Raw genomic sequence first — 13463 nt, forward strand, 5'->3', positions numbered from 1 at the left:
TTCTTAGTTGATCGTTCCTTTTGTTGATGGAATCTCATCTGGTGCTAACTGATTGATTGCCACCGCTTCACCTAATGCGCGTCCGAAGCCCTTGAAGCAAGCTTCCACGATATGATGACTATTTTTACCGACGATTTGATGGAGATGAATCGTCGCACCTAATTCACGCGCAAACGCAATAAAAAATTCCTCAACTAATTCCGTATCAAATTGTGTGCCAATTTTTTCACTCGGAATATCCAATTCAACCACCGCCATGCCGCGTCCACTGATGTCAATGGCAGTCATGACCAAGGCTTCATCCATCGGTAATAAGAAGCTGCCATAACGCGTAATCCCTCGGCGCTCACCGAGACTCTCGGAAAAAGCCCGACCAATCGCAATCGCGACATCTTCAGTCGTATGGTGTGCATCAACTGCAATATCCCCCTCACAGACTAGCTCAAGATCGAAACGTCCATGCCGGACAAATAATTCCAACATATGGTCTAAAAAACCAACTCCCGTTTTGATTGTCTGCTTCCCTGTGCCGTCAACTGATAATGTTAGCTGAATCTTTGTTTCGGATGTATTGCGGATCACTTCTGCTTTTCTCATGACTTCACCTCTGCAAGAATTATTTTTAGTGTGCGTAATAATTGTTCCATCTGTTCCTGAGTGCCCACGGTGATGCGTAAATAATCTTTCGTACGGGGCTGATTGAACCAACGAACTAAGATTTTCTGATCTCTTAAGGCTGCAAATAGTGTTTCACCCGCTAGTTTCGGGTGTTTTACGAATAAAAAGTTTCCCTGACTATCCGTTTGTTCAAAACCAAGCTGCATTAATTTTTGTTTGCTCCACTCTCTGATTTCGATCGTCTCTTGAATTTTTTGATCGACGTAGTCTTGAGCCTGCAGCACAGCGCTACCGGCTGCTTGAGTCAAGCTATTGACATTGTATGGATTTAGACTAAAACGTAGGCGATTCAGATCTGCAATCAACTCCGCATTTCCTACCGCAAAACCTAAGCGAGCCCCTGCTAATTGACGGGATTTTGAAAATGTTCCTACGACTAATAAATTTTTATACTGATTAATTAGAGGCACCATTGATTCTCCGCTAAAATCAATGTAGGCTTCATCCACCACGACTAAACGTTCTGGGTGACGCTCGATAAATTCACAAATTTCTGCTTGCGGCAGATAAATTCCCGTTGGAGCATTGGGATTTGCAAAAATCACTGTGCCCGGCAACTCATCGTAATCCTTTAAATCAAGTGAAAAATCATTTTTCAGCGGAACAATAGTTGAATCAACTTGATACAGTCCGCTATAAACTTTATAAAAACCATACGTCACATCGGGAAAAGCGATCCCTTTTTCCGTAAAACCTTGAAAGATAAATGAAAGCACTTCATCACTGCCATTACCTAGAATAAGCTGCTCTTCCTTCACACCCAAATATTGAGCCAGTGGTTTCGCCACGATTTCGACTGCAATATCTGAATAACGATTTAGTTTTTGCGCCGCCTTGGTAACGGCTACTTGGACACTGGCGGCTGGCGGATAAGGATTTTCATTAGTATTCAGTTTGATATATTCTCCTTCATCGGCTTGCTCACCCGGTGTATACGGAGTCAAATCTTGATATTTTCGATTTAAAAATGTCATTTTTTTCTCTCCCTACGTACTTTCATTGAACGAGCATGGCCCATCAAGTCTTCGGTCTCCGCAAATAATTCCACTCCTGACGCCACTTCATTCATGGCCTCTTGCGTATAGTAAAGATAACTGCTCTTTTTCACAAAATCATCGACAGATAATGGTGAATAAAAGCGCGCAGTCCCCTCAGTTGGCAAGGTGTGATTAGGGCCCGCAAAATAATCCCCCAAAACTTCAGGTGTATGATGCCCTAAAAAGACACTTCCGGCATTTTCGACTTTTCCTAACAACGCAAAAGGCTCTGCTACAGACAATTCTAAATGCTCTGGTGCGATTTGATTGGCGATCGAAATTGCTTCCGTTAAATCTTCAACTAAGATAATTTTCCCCGTGCTTTCGATGGCTGCTTCAGCGATTTTCTTACGCGGTAATTCAGCTAATTGCTGTGCTAGTTCCGCCTGTACTTGTTCAATCAGTGCTTCTTCCGTCGTCACTAGAATCGCCTGTGCCAAGGTGTCGTGCTCCGCTTGGGCTAATAAATCTGCCGCAAGCCAACGGGGATTTGCACTTTTATCTGCTACAATCAAGACGTCACTCGGTCCAGCGATCATATCAATGTCAACTTCTCCATAAACCATTTTTTTAGCCGTCGCAACATAAATGTTGCCCGGTCCAACGATCTTATCGACTTTAGGAATCGTCTCTGTGCCATAAGCGAGAGCTGCCACGCCGTGCGCGCCGCCAACTTTATAGATTTCATCGACTCCAGCAATCGAAGCAGCCGCTAAAATTGCTGCTGGGACGTTGCCTTTTTTATCTGTAGGTGTGATCATCACAATTTTTTTGACTCCAGCGATTTTGGCGGGCAACACATCCATTAAAACCGTACTAGGGTAAGCCGCGGTTCCACCGGGGACATACACCCCGACACAAGCTAAAGGTAGGATACGCTGTCCCATCACAACACCGTTTGGTTCGGTCGAAATAAAGCCTTGCCGCACTTGTTTTTTATGGAAAGATAAAATATTTTCTTTGGCCTGCTCCATCACTTGTAATAATTCTGGTGAGACTGCCTTCAAAGCTTGCGCAATCTCAGACTGACTAACTGCTAACGAAGCTAGTTCAACATGATCGATCTCTTTGATTAATTGATAAAGTGCTTGGTCCCCGTCACTTTGGACGCGGCTAATAATTTTTTTGACAACAGCAGAAACATCGGCTGTTTCAGAATATTTTCGGGCTAAAATATCGCTTAATGAATCTTTTTGAGTCGAGTACACTCTCATAGCTGCTTCCTCACCTTCTCAATTACTTTTTGAATCCGTTCTTGTTTAAAGCGCCAGGTTGCATGGTTAATAATCAAGCGCGCTGAAGACGGTGCAATCTCTTGGATCACTCGCAATTCATTTTCTTTTAAAGTTGTGCCGGTTTCCACGATATCAACGATCACATCTGATAAACCTAACAACGGGGCTAACTCGATCGAGCCGTGTAAATGGATCAATTCGACGGAACGGCCGAGACTTTCATAAAATTCTCGTGTGATCTGTGGGTATTTTGTTGAAACCCGCAACGGACGAGAAAAATCTTCCACAAAATCATTATGGGCGGCTACTGCCAGACGGCAAGCTCCCATATGTAAATCAAGAAACTCAATCACTTCGGCTTTACTTTCCAACAAAATATCTTTTCCCACCACTCCAATATCGGCTGCACCATGTTCGACATAGATTGCAACATCACTAGGTTTTACTAGGAAAAAGCGTAATTTGTTTTCCTCATCGCAAAAAATCAATTTACGATTCTTTTCAAAGATTCCCTCAGTCGCGACTCCAGCCTTCGTAAATAAATCATACACCGCGTCTCCCATCCGCCCCTTTGGCAAAGCGATGTTCAGATATTCAGTATTTTGCCGATCAGTAGGCAACTTTTGACCAACATGGTTTAATTTCATCCCAAACCCAATGGCCCCTTGATTTTTTCCTTGCCGGCTCATTAAACGATCATAACGACCACCATATAAAATCGTTTCCCGCGCTTCTTTAATAAATCCTTGAAACAATAAACCGCTGTAGTAATCTGCATCGTTGATGATCGAAAAATCCAAACGCAAGCGAATTTTATCCGACAGTTGCTCTTTTTGCAGAGCTTGATAGAGCTGTTTTAATTCTTCCAAGCCAGCTTGCGCTTTAGGATAAGCGGCTAATAAGACCTTTGCCCGCTGATACTTGGTCTCAAAGTCACCAGACATCCGCACCAACTTGGCCAAATTTTCTGATTCTGCTTGCGATAAACCGGCTTTAGCCGTCAGCTCGTCCATCCCATGAGAACTTTTATCTCGCAGACAATTCAAAACTTTAGGATGATCCTCTTCTGGAAAACGATCACAGATCCCATTTAAAATCCCCATATGAGAAAGATCTAGCGTCCCTTCGCCGACTTGAGCCAAACTCTCCCAAGCTAGCTTCAAAACTTCTAACTGATCCTCCCAAGTAATTTCATCAATGATCTCCAAACCGATTTGATAGATTTTTTGGTATTCTCCCGCCTGACGATCATGGCGATAAACATCTTCGACGTAATAGACCTTCCGAGCTTCACCAGCTGGTGTATTCTTGGCGATCGATAGTGTTACATCAGGCTTTAGCGCCATTGTTCGACCATCATTTCCCGTAAAAGTGATAATCGATGAATTCCGTAAAAAATTATAGTTCTGCTGATCGCTTCCATATTCTTCAAAATTATTTAAGTGATAAGCCTGAAAATGATGCTGCGTATACAACTTTCTTAACTTTAATTCGATCTGTTCTTCCGGCTTTAGTACATCCCATAACGTTTCCACACTTATCACTCCTAATTCATTTTTATGTATTTAATTTTCTTTATAGAAAAATAAAGTCGATATTTCAATTACTTTTCTAAATTCGCAAAAAAACGTTTAATTCCTCCAACAAACCCTTAGTGTTTTCTAACAATATTAATCGTTTTGCCATAAATTAGCAATGGTAATCTGTGAAAGAACTCACTTTTCGATAAAACATCAAAATAAAAAAGGCATCGCTCTATGAGATTCTTGAGCGTTTTTCAAAAAAACTTCTGTTTTCTGCTATACTTTAACTCATACCCCACACATCAGTTGAAAAGATTGGAGGAGTTTTGCAATGACACAAAGAAATCCTAAACTTAAAAAAATCGGTACTGGTTTACTTATTTTGATTGTCTTTGTCGGATCACTTCTATTTGACTGGATACGCGACCTATCCACAAATGGCTGGTCGGTCAAAACAATGTTCAACATCGTCATTGTTTTAGTATTCTTGCTATGCTCCTATTTCATTGAAGAAAAAACAGGCTTATCTGATAAAATACGAACACTCTTTTATTTCTTTTACTTTTGGATCCTTGGGACATTTGCCTCGGCAATTATTTACCAAAATACGCTAAACGGTCAAATGGTTTTCCTTTATCTTTTCCTAGCTTTTTCCGGCAGTTTAGTCTGGTTATTTCTCTGCAAACAAATAAAAAAATAGTCTGCCGTATCAAATCGATACGGCAAACTATTTTTCATCTTTTGGTTTTAAGACATCTTGCCACTCGCTCATTTGATCAATGAACTTTTTGCTCTTTAAATGTAAGCCAATGTATTCTTCGTAAAGTTGATCCAGTGTTTGTCGGATCGTCTTTTTTGTTTCAGGTTTCAGATTGATAGTATTGATATTCTCGTAGGTCACGCTGTTGAATAGGCGAATAAAATAAATCGCCCGCGGATCTGCATGATAACGGTGTTGATCGACCTGCCAATGTTCTTGGCAAATAATCCCATTATACTTCGAAGAAAAATCAAAAGCACCGGTTTTCTTTCCACAAACCCCACAAGCTTGCCAATTTAATGAAACACCGAAACGCTGCATCACTTGAACTTCAAAAATATTCATGATCGTCTCACCATCGGCTCCCTTATCCATCTGCTCCAATGCTTCTCGGGTAAAAGTATACAAAGCTGGATCATATACGTGATCTTCAATCGCTGCATCCGCTAAGCCTAAAATATAAGAACCATAAGCATTTAAAAAAATATCTTCCTGAAGCTTCCGCAACGGGTGGATCTCCTTAGCACTGTTTAAAAAAGACAGGCCGTCGGTTTTTAAATTCCCAATAAATACCGCTTCGGTGAAAGGTTGAACGGCTGTCTGTAAAGGATTATTTGGCCGGTGCAGACCCTTTGCAAAAAACATGACCTTTCCAGCTGATTCCGTAAAGATTTTGATCAACTTATCCTTTTCCTTATAGTCACGACTGAATAGAATAATTCCTTTAGTCTCACCAACTTGTGCCATTACATCCCCACCTCTCTTCGATAAGAAAAAGGGTTATGGACGATTGCCACACCCTTTCCAAAAATAGACCGGTGTTAGTACACCTTTTTTTAATAATCGTCTTTACGATAACCATAGTCTTGTAAATATGTTTGTTTGTCACGCCAATCCTTTTGCACTTTGACCCAAAGTTCTAAATAAACTTTATCTGCTAAAAGTGTTTCGATATCTTTACGGGCCTGGGTGCCGATATTCTTCAACATCTTACCGCCCTTGCCAATGATAATACCTTTTTGACTGGTCCGTTCCACAATGATCGTTGCTTGGATATGAACTTTATCATTTTCATCTCGCTTCATTGATTCGGTCACCACTGCTACCGAATGAGGAACTTCATCCCGCGTCAGACTCAAAACTTTTTCCCGAATTAATTCTGAGACGATAAAGTATTCTGGATGATCGGTAATTTGATCATCTGGGAAATACTGCGGTCCTTCATCCATTTGATCGACTAAAACGTCCAACAGATGTTCGACATTATTTCCTTCGGTTGCTGAAATTGGAATAATCTCTTTGAAATCCATAATTGAACGATAATCGTCAATGATCGCTAACAGTTCATCTGGGTGGATCGTATCGATCTTATTGATTACCAAATAGACGGGCACTGCTTGTTTGCTTAACCGCTCTAAGATAAAATCATCACCGCGGCCACGCTTTTGATCCGCACTGACCATGAATAAAATGGCATCAACTTCTCTTAAGGCACTATAAGCCATTTCTACCATATAGTCCCCTAAGCGATGCTTCGGTTTATGGATCCCCGGCGTATCAATAAAAACAATTTGGGCCTCTGGTATTGTGTAAACACCTTGAATTTTATTTCTCGTCGTTTGAGCCTTATCACTCATAATGGCGATTTTTTGTCCGACAATCCGATTTAACAAGGTAGATTTCCCAACATTAGGACGACCTACGATGGCTACAAAGCCTGATTTATGTTCTGTCATTTAAAAATTCCCTTCATTTGCTTGCGCTGCTCTGATTAAAAAAAGAGCTCGATAATTTTTGGTAAAAAGATAATCACACCTACGATGATGGCAAAAGCCGCCGTTAATAAGACAGCGCCGGCCGCCATATCCTTGATTTTTTTTCCAATTGGATGAAAATGGTAATCCGTTACCATATCAACGACATTTTCAAATACCGTGTTGATGATCTCGACGATCCAAACAAGAAAGACCGCCAAAAAGATCCACAGCCATTCTAACACAGAGACGCCTAATAAGAAGGCTACTAGGATCGCCATTAGACCAAACGCTACGTGGGCTCGCATATTGCGCTCCTCTTGAAAGACTGTACGAATACCTTGAAGCGCAAACTCTAAGGATGCAATAAAATGTTTATTTTTCTCCGTTTTATCTTTTGAGTCCATAGGCATCTAATATCTCTTTCTGTAGGCCAAACATCTCTTTTTCATCTTCAGGTGTCATATGATCATAGCCATTAATGTGTAAAAAACCATGGATAGCTAAAAAACCTAATTCTCGATCAAAACTATGTCCGTATTCTTCGGCCTGCTCTTGTGCACGTTCCGTCGAAATCATGATATCGCCTAAATTACGCGGCATAGGATCTTCCTCATCCATGATAATCGGAACTTCATCTTCGCCCTCTTCCTCTAAGGCAAAACTGATCACATCAGTCGGTGCGTCTTTACCACGATAATCACGATTAATGACTTGAATCGCTGCATTGTCCATAAAAGTAACTGACATTTCCGTATCTTGCGGTAATTTTAAATAATCTGCCGCAAATTGCAGTACATCATCAATTTCTTGAATTTTTTCTTCAGAAACTCGCTCAGTTTCATCGATAAACGTAATATCCATTACTCTTCCCCTTTTTTCTCTTGTTCTTCTTTCATCTTTTCCGCTTCGGATTGCATTCGCGGATATTTGATCCGGGAATGGAAGGTGGAGCTTAAACCACTAATCAAAGATTTTTCAACAATTCGAATTTCTTTTAAGGTCAAGCCGGAATCATCTAGTTGACCATCGCTGATTCGTTCTTCAATTAGATGGTGAACAAAATCAGTGATTTTATCGATTGAAGGGTGATCCATCGCCCGCACTGCTGCTTCACAACTATCTGCGATGTTTACCACACCCGCTTCGCGCGTTTGCGGTTTAGGTCCGGGGTAACGGAATTCTGCTTCAGTTGTTTCAGGATTACGTTCTTTTGCTTTAATGTAGAAAAACTTCATCAACGTCGTGCCGTGATGTTGGTAACAAATATCGATGACCATTTGCGGCATCTTGTATTCCTTCAAAATCTTCGCGCCTTCAATCACATGACCAAAAATAATCTGTTTGCTGTCTTCCGGTAAGAGGAAGTTATGGGGATTTTCCGCCCCGGTCGGTAGATTCTCAACAAAGAAATTCGCATGGCGAATCTTTCCGATATCGTGATAGTAACAAGCCACTCGGGTCAACAGTGAGCGTCCGCCGATTTCTGCTACGGCATTCGCACTTAGATTGGCCACCATCATTGAATGATGATAAGTCCCAGGCGCCTCTTCTAATAATTGCTTCAATAATGGATGATTGGGATTACTCAACTCATTTAACGTAATCACACTACTATCCGTTACTAAAATTTCAATATACGGCTGTAACCCCGTCCCCATGATAAAAGACAAGATACTAGCCGCAAAAGCACCTAACAATAAGCCCCAAGTTTGTGAGTCTGCAAACGACATTCCTTGATAGATACTTAGAATAAGCGACCAAATAAGCGGAAAGGCTACGATCCACAGTAACGCTTGTTTTACCTGATCAGACAAGCGTTGCTGTTTCACCATAATCGCTAATATTCCTGAAAAAAGATACGTCATTAGAATCACTGGCAGTAGGTTGGTCCCGATGGCATTATAATAAATAAACAAAGCAAAAACGGTTTGAAAAACCGCCGCCAAAGCTCCGGCCCGTCGATTGACAAAGACGGTCAAAATCAATGGGATAAAAGCGGCCGGGAAAAACAGCGCTAAATTATTCGAAGTACTCCCCTGAAAGGTTTGGAGGATTTTCATGATGGTCACTCCAACAACCATTGTTGCACTATAAAATAAAATAAAGCGAACTCGTTGAAACTCAACGTTAAATTGCCGACTATAAGCCCTTAAAAGGACGCATTGCAAAAGTACCGCTAAAATCATTGCAATCAATGGAAAAATCGAGGTACTTGAGCTAGTCAACCCAAGCAATTTCAATTTATTAATAGCATTGGCATCAATTTGACTACCTTCGCGGACAATCACTTCACCTTGATAGATCATCACCGGTTGAACCGAATCACTTGCCTGTTCCTTTAATTCATCCGTTCTTTTTTGATTAAGAGAATCGTTGATAACGATTCCTTCCTCTAACAAATAGCGCATCGCTTGATTAGACTCTTCAGATAAACCTAAACTTTGGATTTTATCAAGCGCTTGCTGCTTGTACTCCGCCAAATCACTTTGACGAATCCGTTTCGCCATCTGTTCATCCAATAATTTTAAGCTTTCCGTCCCAACTTTCGTTAAGTCAGCGGCACTCAACTGGACGACCGTTTGATAAAAATCTTCCGGTAGCTGTTGATAGAAACTGACCGTATCTGGATCTAAACCTTCAAAATTCTTTTTAACAGCCGCTACTCGTTCATCGGCCGTTGGCTGCGGGATTTTTTCTCCGTCCTTGGCTTGGGAAACTTTCGTTTGATAATTTTTATCTAAATCATTATTCGCCTTTTGAATGATCGTAACCAATTGACTGATTCGATCATGCTGTGACTTAGCCAAATCGGCCTGATAAGTATATTCCGGGGTTACAGCTTCTGACGCAAGCTGACGCTTTTGATTCGTCTCAGCTTTATTTTCAATGGTTTTATTGGCCCGAATACTCTCAGTGGCTACTTGGCCTTCTTTATAATCCACACTTTTTTGTACCACACTAGTCAGCATCGTCAAAACTAAGATAATGGAAAAAATCCCCAGAATAATTGGTATAAATTTTGAACCTAATTTCTTCAGCAAATTATTGATCGGGCGATTTAACATCCAATTCCCTCCTGACTCCTTTTATTGATGCCGTAGGTTCTCCTGCTCGTATGCCTCAATGATTTCGGCTACAACCGGGTGTCTTACGACGTCGCCCGCTTCAAAATTCACAAAACGGATTTTTTTAATCCCATTTAAGGTCCGTTCTGCATGAATCAAGCCGCTGACTTGTCCTTTTGGCAAATCCACTTGCGAAGTATCACCATTAACGATCATCTTAGAGTTAAACCCAAGACGCGTCAAAAACATCTTCATTTGCGAAATCGTCGTGTTTTGTGCCTCATCTAAAATGACAAAAGCATCATCTAATGTCCGACCACGCATATAAGCCAACGGTGCAATTTCAATGACACCCCGCTCTAATAAACGGTTCGTATGTTCCATTCCAAAAATTTGATGCAAGGCATCATACATTGGGCGCAAATAAGGATCCACTTTTTCCTTTAAATCCCCTGGTAAAAAGCCTAAACTTTCCCCCGCTTCGACTGCTGGACGCGTCAAAATAATCCGTTGCACTTCTCCCTTTTTTAAGGCCGCAATCGCCATTACGATCGCTAAGTAAGTTTTCCCCGTACCGGCTGGCCCCACCCCAAAAACGACATCCGATTTACGAATGGCTGTGATGTAGCGGCTCTGTCCAATATTTTTAGGTCGAATCAGGGTTCCGTTACGATCCTTTAATAATTCTTCCTCATACATCATGACAAACTCATCTAAATGATTCTCACGACCTAAACGTAAAGCCGTCATAACATCCGGTGTTGCTACCTTGATGCCGCGATCGATCAAGACTTGTAGCGTTCGTAACACATCAGCGACCAATTTTACTTCCTCTTTAGGTCCGATGATCTGAATCGTCTCACCGCGGGTATTAATGGTCGTTTCTGTATTATCCTCTAAAAATTTAACATGTTTATCATGGGTTCCTAAAAGCATACTGATGTCATCTTTGGCATCAAGCTTTATTTCTAACGACTCAAAATCGTTGCTGTTCAACAAGCACTCATCCCTTCGTTAATCATTCCACTTTATAATACCACACAATAATTAAAAGAAAAATTGTCTAAACTTCCTAGAAAAGATTATCAATTTCGTTTTTTTATCTGTAGCTTGCAAACGATCGGTTAAGTTTTTTATGTACATTTTACTAGCCATACCACTACTTTTAGTTGTTCTGTCAGATCGTTGACAACAGTTACCAGAATGAACAAAAAAGCTGAGAGAAATTTCTCTCAGCTTTCGTTATTGCTTAATTGTTCAGAAGTTCTTTGACGATTGCATTGACCTGATTGCCATCGGCTTTGCCTTTGACTTTCGGCATCACAGCACCCATCACTTTACCAAATTCCTTCGGTGAAGTCGCTCCTGTAGTCGCAATTGCCTCTGTAACGATTGCGCGGATCTCTTCTTCGGAAAGTTGAGCCGGCAAGTATTTTTCAACAATTACGATTTCCTTTTTGACTTTTTCAGCCAAATCGGCACGATCAGCTTTTTCAAATTCCGTCAAAGAATCTCGACGCTGTTTCATCTCACGAGATAAAACGGTCAACTCTTCTTCGTCATTTAAATCCTGACCTTTTTTGATTTGCTCATTTTGAATCGAAGCTTTCAGCATCCGGATCACTTGCAAAGTCTCTTTATCTTTTGCTCGCATCGCTTGCTTCATGTCTTCGTTCAAGGTAGTAAGTAGTGACAATAGAATCACTCCGTTCACAGACTAGAATTTCTTACGTTTTCTAGCTGCTTCTGATTTTTTCTTACGTTTCACGCTTGGCTTTTCATAAAATTCACGTTTGCGAGATTCTTGTAGAGTCCCTGCTTTTGAAACGGAACGTTTGAAGCGACGAAGAGCATCGTCAAGAGATTCATTTTTACGAACCACTGTTTTTGACATATAAATTCCCTCCCTCCGGGCTTTAAATGTAACCGTTTTTGTTATTGAAATGTACTTCCAATCAACAAGACCGTCCATAAGTCATTATATCTAATGGGGTATTTTGAGTCAAGGCACTGAAGAATTTTAATTATTAATTATTCATCCAAATTTTGACATTTTTCACAACGACCATACAGCTCAAAACGATGACCTTCAATCTCGCAGCCTTCTAACTGCTCTTTAAAGAAATCCATCGGACACATATGAATTTCTTTGGTCATTCCGCAGACTGTACAAATAAAATGATGATGATGTTCAAAATTTTCGCTACAGCTAAAGCGGAATTTCATTTCCCCTTGCAGTTCAGTATCTTCGATCAAACCAATCTCACAAAATTCTCTAAGATTACGATAGACAGTATCATAACTCAGTCCTGGAAATTGCTCATTTAAATAATTGTAAACTTCTCGCGCAGAGACATAGCGATTGCTTTTAATTAAATAATCCAATAGCGTTTCACGTTTCTTCGTATACTTAAAGCCATTTTCTTTTACTTTTGACAAGGCTTTGGCTAATAAAGTCGGCTGTGTCATCAGATCCCTCTTTTCAAAGTGTAATGATTCCGAATAAACAGTATGGTATAATAAATTATCACTAATTGCAAGGGAGATTTTTATGGATAGCGAAAAACAAAATGAGCTAGTTACGATTTTTATCATCTCTGATTCTGCTGGAGAAACAGCTTCCAAGTTAGCACAAGCCTCAATGGCCCAATATCCCACTGTGGAATTTTGTCTCTTCCGTCGGACCTTTATACATACGGAAGAATTATTAATGAAAGCCTTAAATGATGCCAAGGCTGAAAACGGCATGATCATTTATACCTTGATCGATCCGCATCTAGCTAAACTCGCAAAAGATTTTTCTGACAACGAGGATCTTTTCACGATGGACTTGTTAAATCCGGTCGTTAGTGAAATTGGCCGACGTGCACATCTTGAGCCAACCGGCGAACGCGGGGCACTCCATCATTTAAATGAGAATTATTTCAAACGAATCAAAGCAATGGAATTTGCCGTAAAATACGATGATGGGAAAGACCCCCGTGGCTTTTTAGAAGCGGATGTTGTCTTACTAGGCGTCTCCAGAACTTCTAAGACTCCCTTAAGTCTGTATTTAGCTAATAAAAATTTGAAAGTCGCTAATTTACCGCTGATTCCACAAGCCCATATTCCGAAACAATTATTTGAAATCGATCCGAAAAAAATCGTCGGCTTGACCAATGATCCAGAAGTATTGATTGGCATCCGCAAAGAACGGATGCGGGCCTATGGTCTAAATCCCGAAACAGCTTATTCCGATCGTGAAAAAATTCAAGCAGAGCTGAAATTTGCCAACGATCTTTACCACAAACTAGGCTGCGAAATCATCAATGTTGCCACCCTTTCGATTGAAGAAACGGCAGCAATGATTATGAGTGCTTTAGATTTAGAAGACCACAGTTACTACTTTATGGAAGAAGAAAGCTGAGA

At 40.7% G+C, this 13463-nt stretch carries 15 protein-coding genes; 2 read left to right on the plus strand and 13 right to left on the minus strand.

What is annotated here, in order from left to right; genetic code table 11:
* Nucleotides 1–3: 3 nt before the first annotated feature.
* Genes hisB through hisG form a run of 4 tightly spaced genes read right to left on the minus strand, consistent with a single transcriptional unit; the run spans nucleotide 4 to nucleotide 4485 of the window.
* Nucleotides 4–597: an imidazoleglycerol-phosphate dehydratase HisB gene (gene hisB / locus EP1_RS02200; RefSeq protein ID WP_067622752.1), complete on the minus strand. Its 594-nt coding sequence runs from the start codon at nucleotides 595–597 to the stop codon at nucleotides 4–6.
* On the minus strand, nucleotides 594–1652 hold the full coding sequence (gene hisC, locus EP1_RS02205) for a histidinol-phosphate transaminase (protein ID WP_067622755.1): 1059 nt from the start codon (nucleotides 1650–1652) through the stop codon (nucleotides 594–596). Before hisC ends, hisB begins: the two co-directional genes overlap by 4 nt.
* Nucleotides 1649–2929: a histidinol dehydrogenase gene (gene hisD, locus EP1_RS02210; RefSeq protein WP_067622759.1), complete on the minus strand. Its 1281-nt coding sequence runs from the start codon at nucleotides 2927–2929 to the stop codon at nucleotides 1649–1651. The genes hisC and hisD overlap by 4 nt, the downstream gene beginning before the upstream one ends.
* Complete coding sequence (hisG, locus tag EP1_RS02215) at nucleotides 2926–4485, minus strand: ATP phosphoribosyltransferase (RefSeq protein ID WP_067622762.1); 1560 nt, start codon at nucleotides 4483–4485, stop codon at nucleotides 2926–2928. The genes hisD and hisG overlap by 4 nt, the downstream gene beginning before the upstream one ends.
* Nucleotides 4486–4804: 319 nt before the next feature.
* Between hisG and EP1_RS02220 the strand changes: the two genes are divergently transcribed.
* Nucleotides 4805–5173, plus strand: coding sequence for a hypothetical protein (locus EP1_RS02220; protein WP_067622766.1), 369 nt, complete (start codon nucleotides 4805–4807; stop codon nucleotides 5171–5173).
* 27 nt (nucleotides 5174–5200) lie between these two features.
* On the opposite strand, the gene recO is transcribed toward EP1_RS02220, so the two are convergent.
* From recO to EP1_RS02265, 9 genes are all read right to left on the minus strand, one after another.
* Entirely contained in the window at nucleotides 5201–5980 is a 780-nt protein-coding gene (recO, locus tag EP1_RS02225; RefSeq protein ID WP_067622769.1) for a DNA repair protein RecO, read from the minus strand.
* Nucleotides 5981–6069: 89 nt separating this feature from the next.
* Nucleotides 6070–6969 (minus strand): GTPase Era, encoded by a 900-nt coding sequence (gene era / locus EP1_RS02230; protein WP_067622773.1) that lies wholly within the window; start codon nucleotides 6967–6969, stop codon nucleotides 6070–6072.
* A 35-nt stretch (nucleotides 6970–7004) separates the two neighbouring features.
* Nucleotides 7005–7400, minus strand: a complete 396-nt coding sequence (locus EP1_RS02235; RefSeq protein WP_067622776.1) for a diacylglycerol kinase family protein — start codon at nucleotides 7398–7400, stop codon at nucleotides 7005–7007.
* Entirely contained in the window at nucleotides 7378–7851 is a 474-nt protein-coding gene (gene ybeY / locus EP1_RS02240; protein WP_067622780.1) for an rRNA maturation RNase YbeY, read from the minus strand. The genes EP1_RS02235 and ybeY overlap by 23 nt, the downstream gene beginning before the upstream one ends.
* Nucleotides 7851–10055, minus strand: coding sequence for an HD family phosphohydrolase (locus EP1_RS02245; protein ID WP_067622785.1), 2205 nt, complete (start codon nucleotides 10053–10055; stop codon nucleotides 7851–7853). Before EP1_RS02245 ends, ybeY begins: the two co-directional genes overlap by 1 nt.
* A 21-nt stretch (nucleotides 10056–10076) precedes the next feature.
* Entirely contained in the window at nucleotides 10077–10991 is a 915-nt protein-coding gene (locus EP1_RS02250; protein WP_067623180.1) for a PhoH family protein, read from the minus strand.
* A 313-nt stretch (nucleotides 10992–11304) separates the two neighbouring features.
* A complete protein-coding gene (locus tag EP1_RS02255; RefSeq protein ID WP_067622788.1) occupies nucleotides 11305–11751 on the minus strand; it encodes a GatB/YqeY domain-containing protein in 447 nt (148 codons plus the stop codon).
* A 21-nt stretch (nucleotides 11752–11772) separates the two neighbouring features.
* Nucleotides 11773–11949 carry a 30S ribosomal protein S21 gene (rpsU, locus tag EP1_RS02260; protein ID WP_002356740.1) on the minus strand — a complete coding sequence of 59 codons (177 nt, stop codon included), beginning with the start codon at nucleotides 11947–11949 and terminating at the stop codon, nucleotides 11773–11775.
* A 137-nt stretch (nucleotides 11950–12086) separates the two neighbouring features.
* Nucleotides 12087–12524: a Fur family transcriptional regulator gene (locus EP1_RS02265; RefSeq protein WP_067622792.1), complete on the minus strand. Its 438-nt coding sequence runs from the start codon at nucleotides 12522–12524 to the stop codon at nucleotides 12087–12089.
* A gap of 82 nt (nucleotides 12525–12606) precedes the next feature.
* Here EP1_RS02265 and EP1_RS02270 point away from each other — a divergent pair, with 82 nt between their 5' ends.
* Nucleotides 12607–13461 carry a pyruvate, water dikinase regulatory protein gene (locus tag EP1_RS02270; protein ID WP_067622795.1) on the plus strand — a complete coding sequence of 285 codons (855 nt, stop codon included), beginning with the start codon at nucleotides 12607–12609 and terminating at the stop codon, nucleotides 13459–13461.
* Nucleotides 13462–13463 lie beyond the last annotated feature (2 nt).

Origin of the sequence: Enterococcus pseudoavium NBRC 100491, assembly GCF_001544295.1 — a bacterium.
GTDB lineage: Bacteria > Bacillota > Bacilli > Lactobacillales > Enterococcaceae > Enterococcus_A > Enterococcus_A pseudoavium.

Excerpts from the sequence above, each read along its gene's own strand:
- hisB (WP_067622752.1), bottom strand. The coding sequence starts at position 597 with ATGAGAAAAGCAGAAGTGATCCGCAATACATCCGAAACAAAGATTCAG.
- hisC (WP_067622755.1), bottom strand. The coding sequence starts at position 1,652 with ATGACATTTTTAAATCGAAAATATCAAGATTTGACTCCGTATACACCG.
- EP1_RS02235 (WP_067622776.1), bottom strand. The coding sequence starts at position 7,400 with ATGCCTATGGACTCAAAAGATAAAACGGAGAAAAATAAACATTTTATT.
- EP1_RS02265 (WP_067622792.1), bottom strand. The coding sequence starts at position 12,524 with ATGACACAGCCGACTTTATTAGCCAAAGCCTTGTCAAAAGTAAAAGAA.
- hisD (WP_067622759.1), bottom strand. The coding sequence starts at position 2,929 with ATGAGAGTGTACTCGACTCAAAAAGATTCATTAAGCGATATTTTAGCC.
- EP1_RS02220 (WP_067622766.1), top strand. The coding sequence starts at position 4,805 with ATGACACAAAGAAATCCTAAACTTAAAAAAATCGGTACTGGTTTACTT.
- EP1_RS02270 (WP_067622795.1), top strand. The coding sequence starts at position 12,607 with ATGGATAGCGAAAAACAAAATGAGCTAGTTACGATTTTTATCATCTCT.
- EP1_RS02250 (WP_067623180.1), bottom strand. The coding sequence starts at position 10,991 with ATGCTTTTAGGAACCCATGATAAACATGTTAAATTTTTAGAGGATAAT.
- era (WP_067622773.1), bottom strand. The coding sequence starts at position 6,969 with ATGACAGAACATAAATCAGGCTTTGTAGCCATCGTAGGTCGTCCTAAT.
- EP1_RS02245 (WP_067622785.1), bottom strand. The coding sequence starts at position 10,055 with ATGTTAAATCGCCCGATCAATAATTTGCTGAAGAAATTAGGTTCAAAA.
- recO (WP_067622769.1), bottom strand. The coding sequence starts at position 5,980 with ATGGCACAAGTTGGTGAGACTAAAGGAATTATTCTATTCAGTCGTGAC.
- rpsU (WP_002356740.1), bottom strand. The coding sequence starts at position 11,949 with ATGTCAAAAACAGTGGTTCGTAAAAATGAATCTCTTGACGATGCTCTT.
- ybeY (WP_067622780.1), bottom strand. The coding sequence starts at position 7,851 with ATGGATATTACGTTTATCGATGAAACTGAGCGAGTTTCTGAAGAAAAA.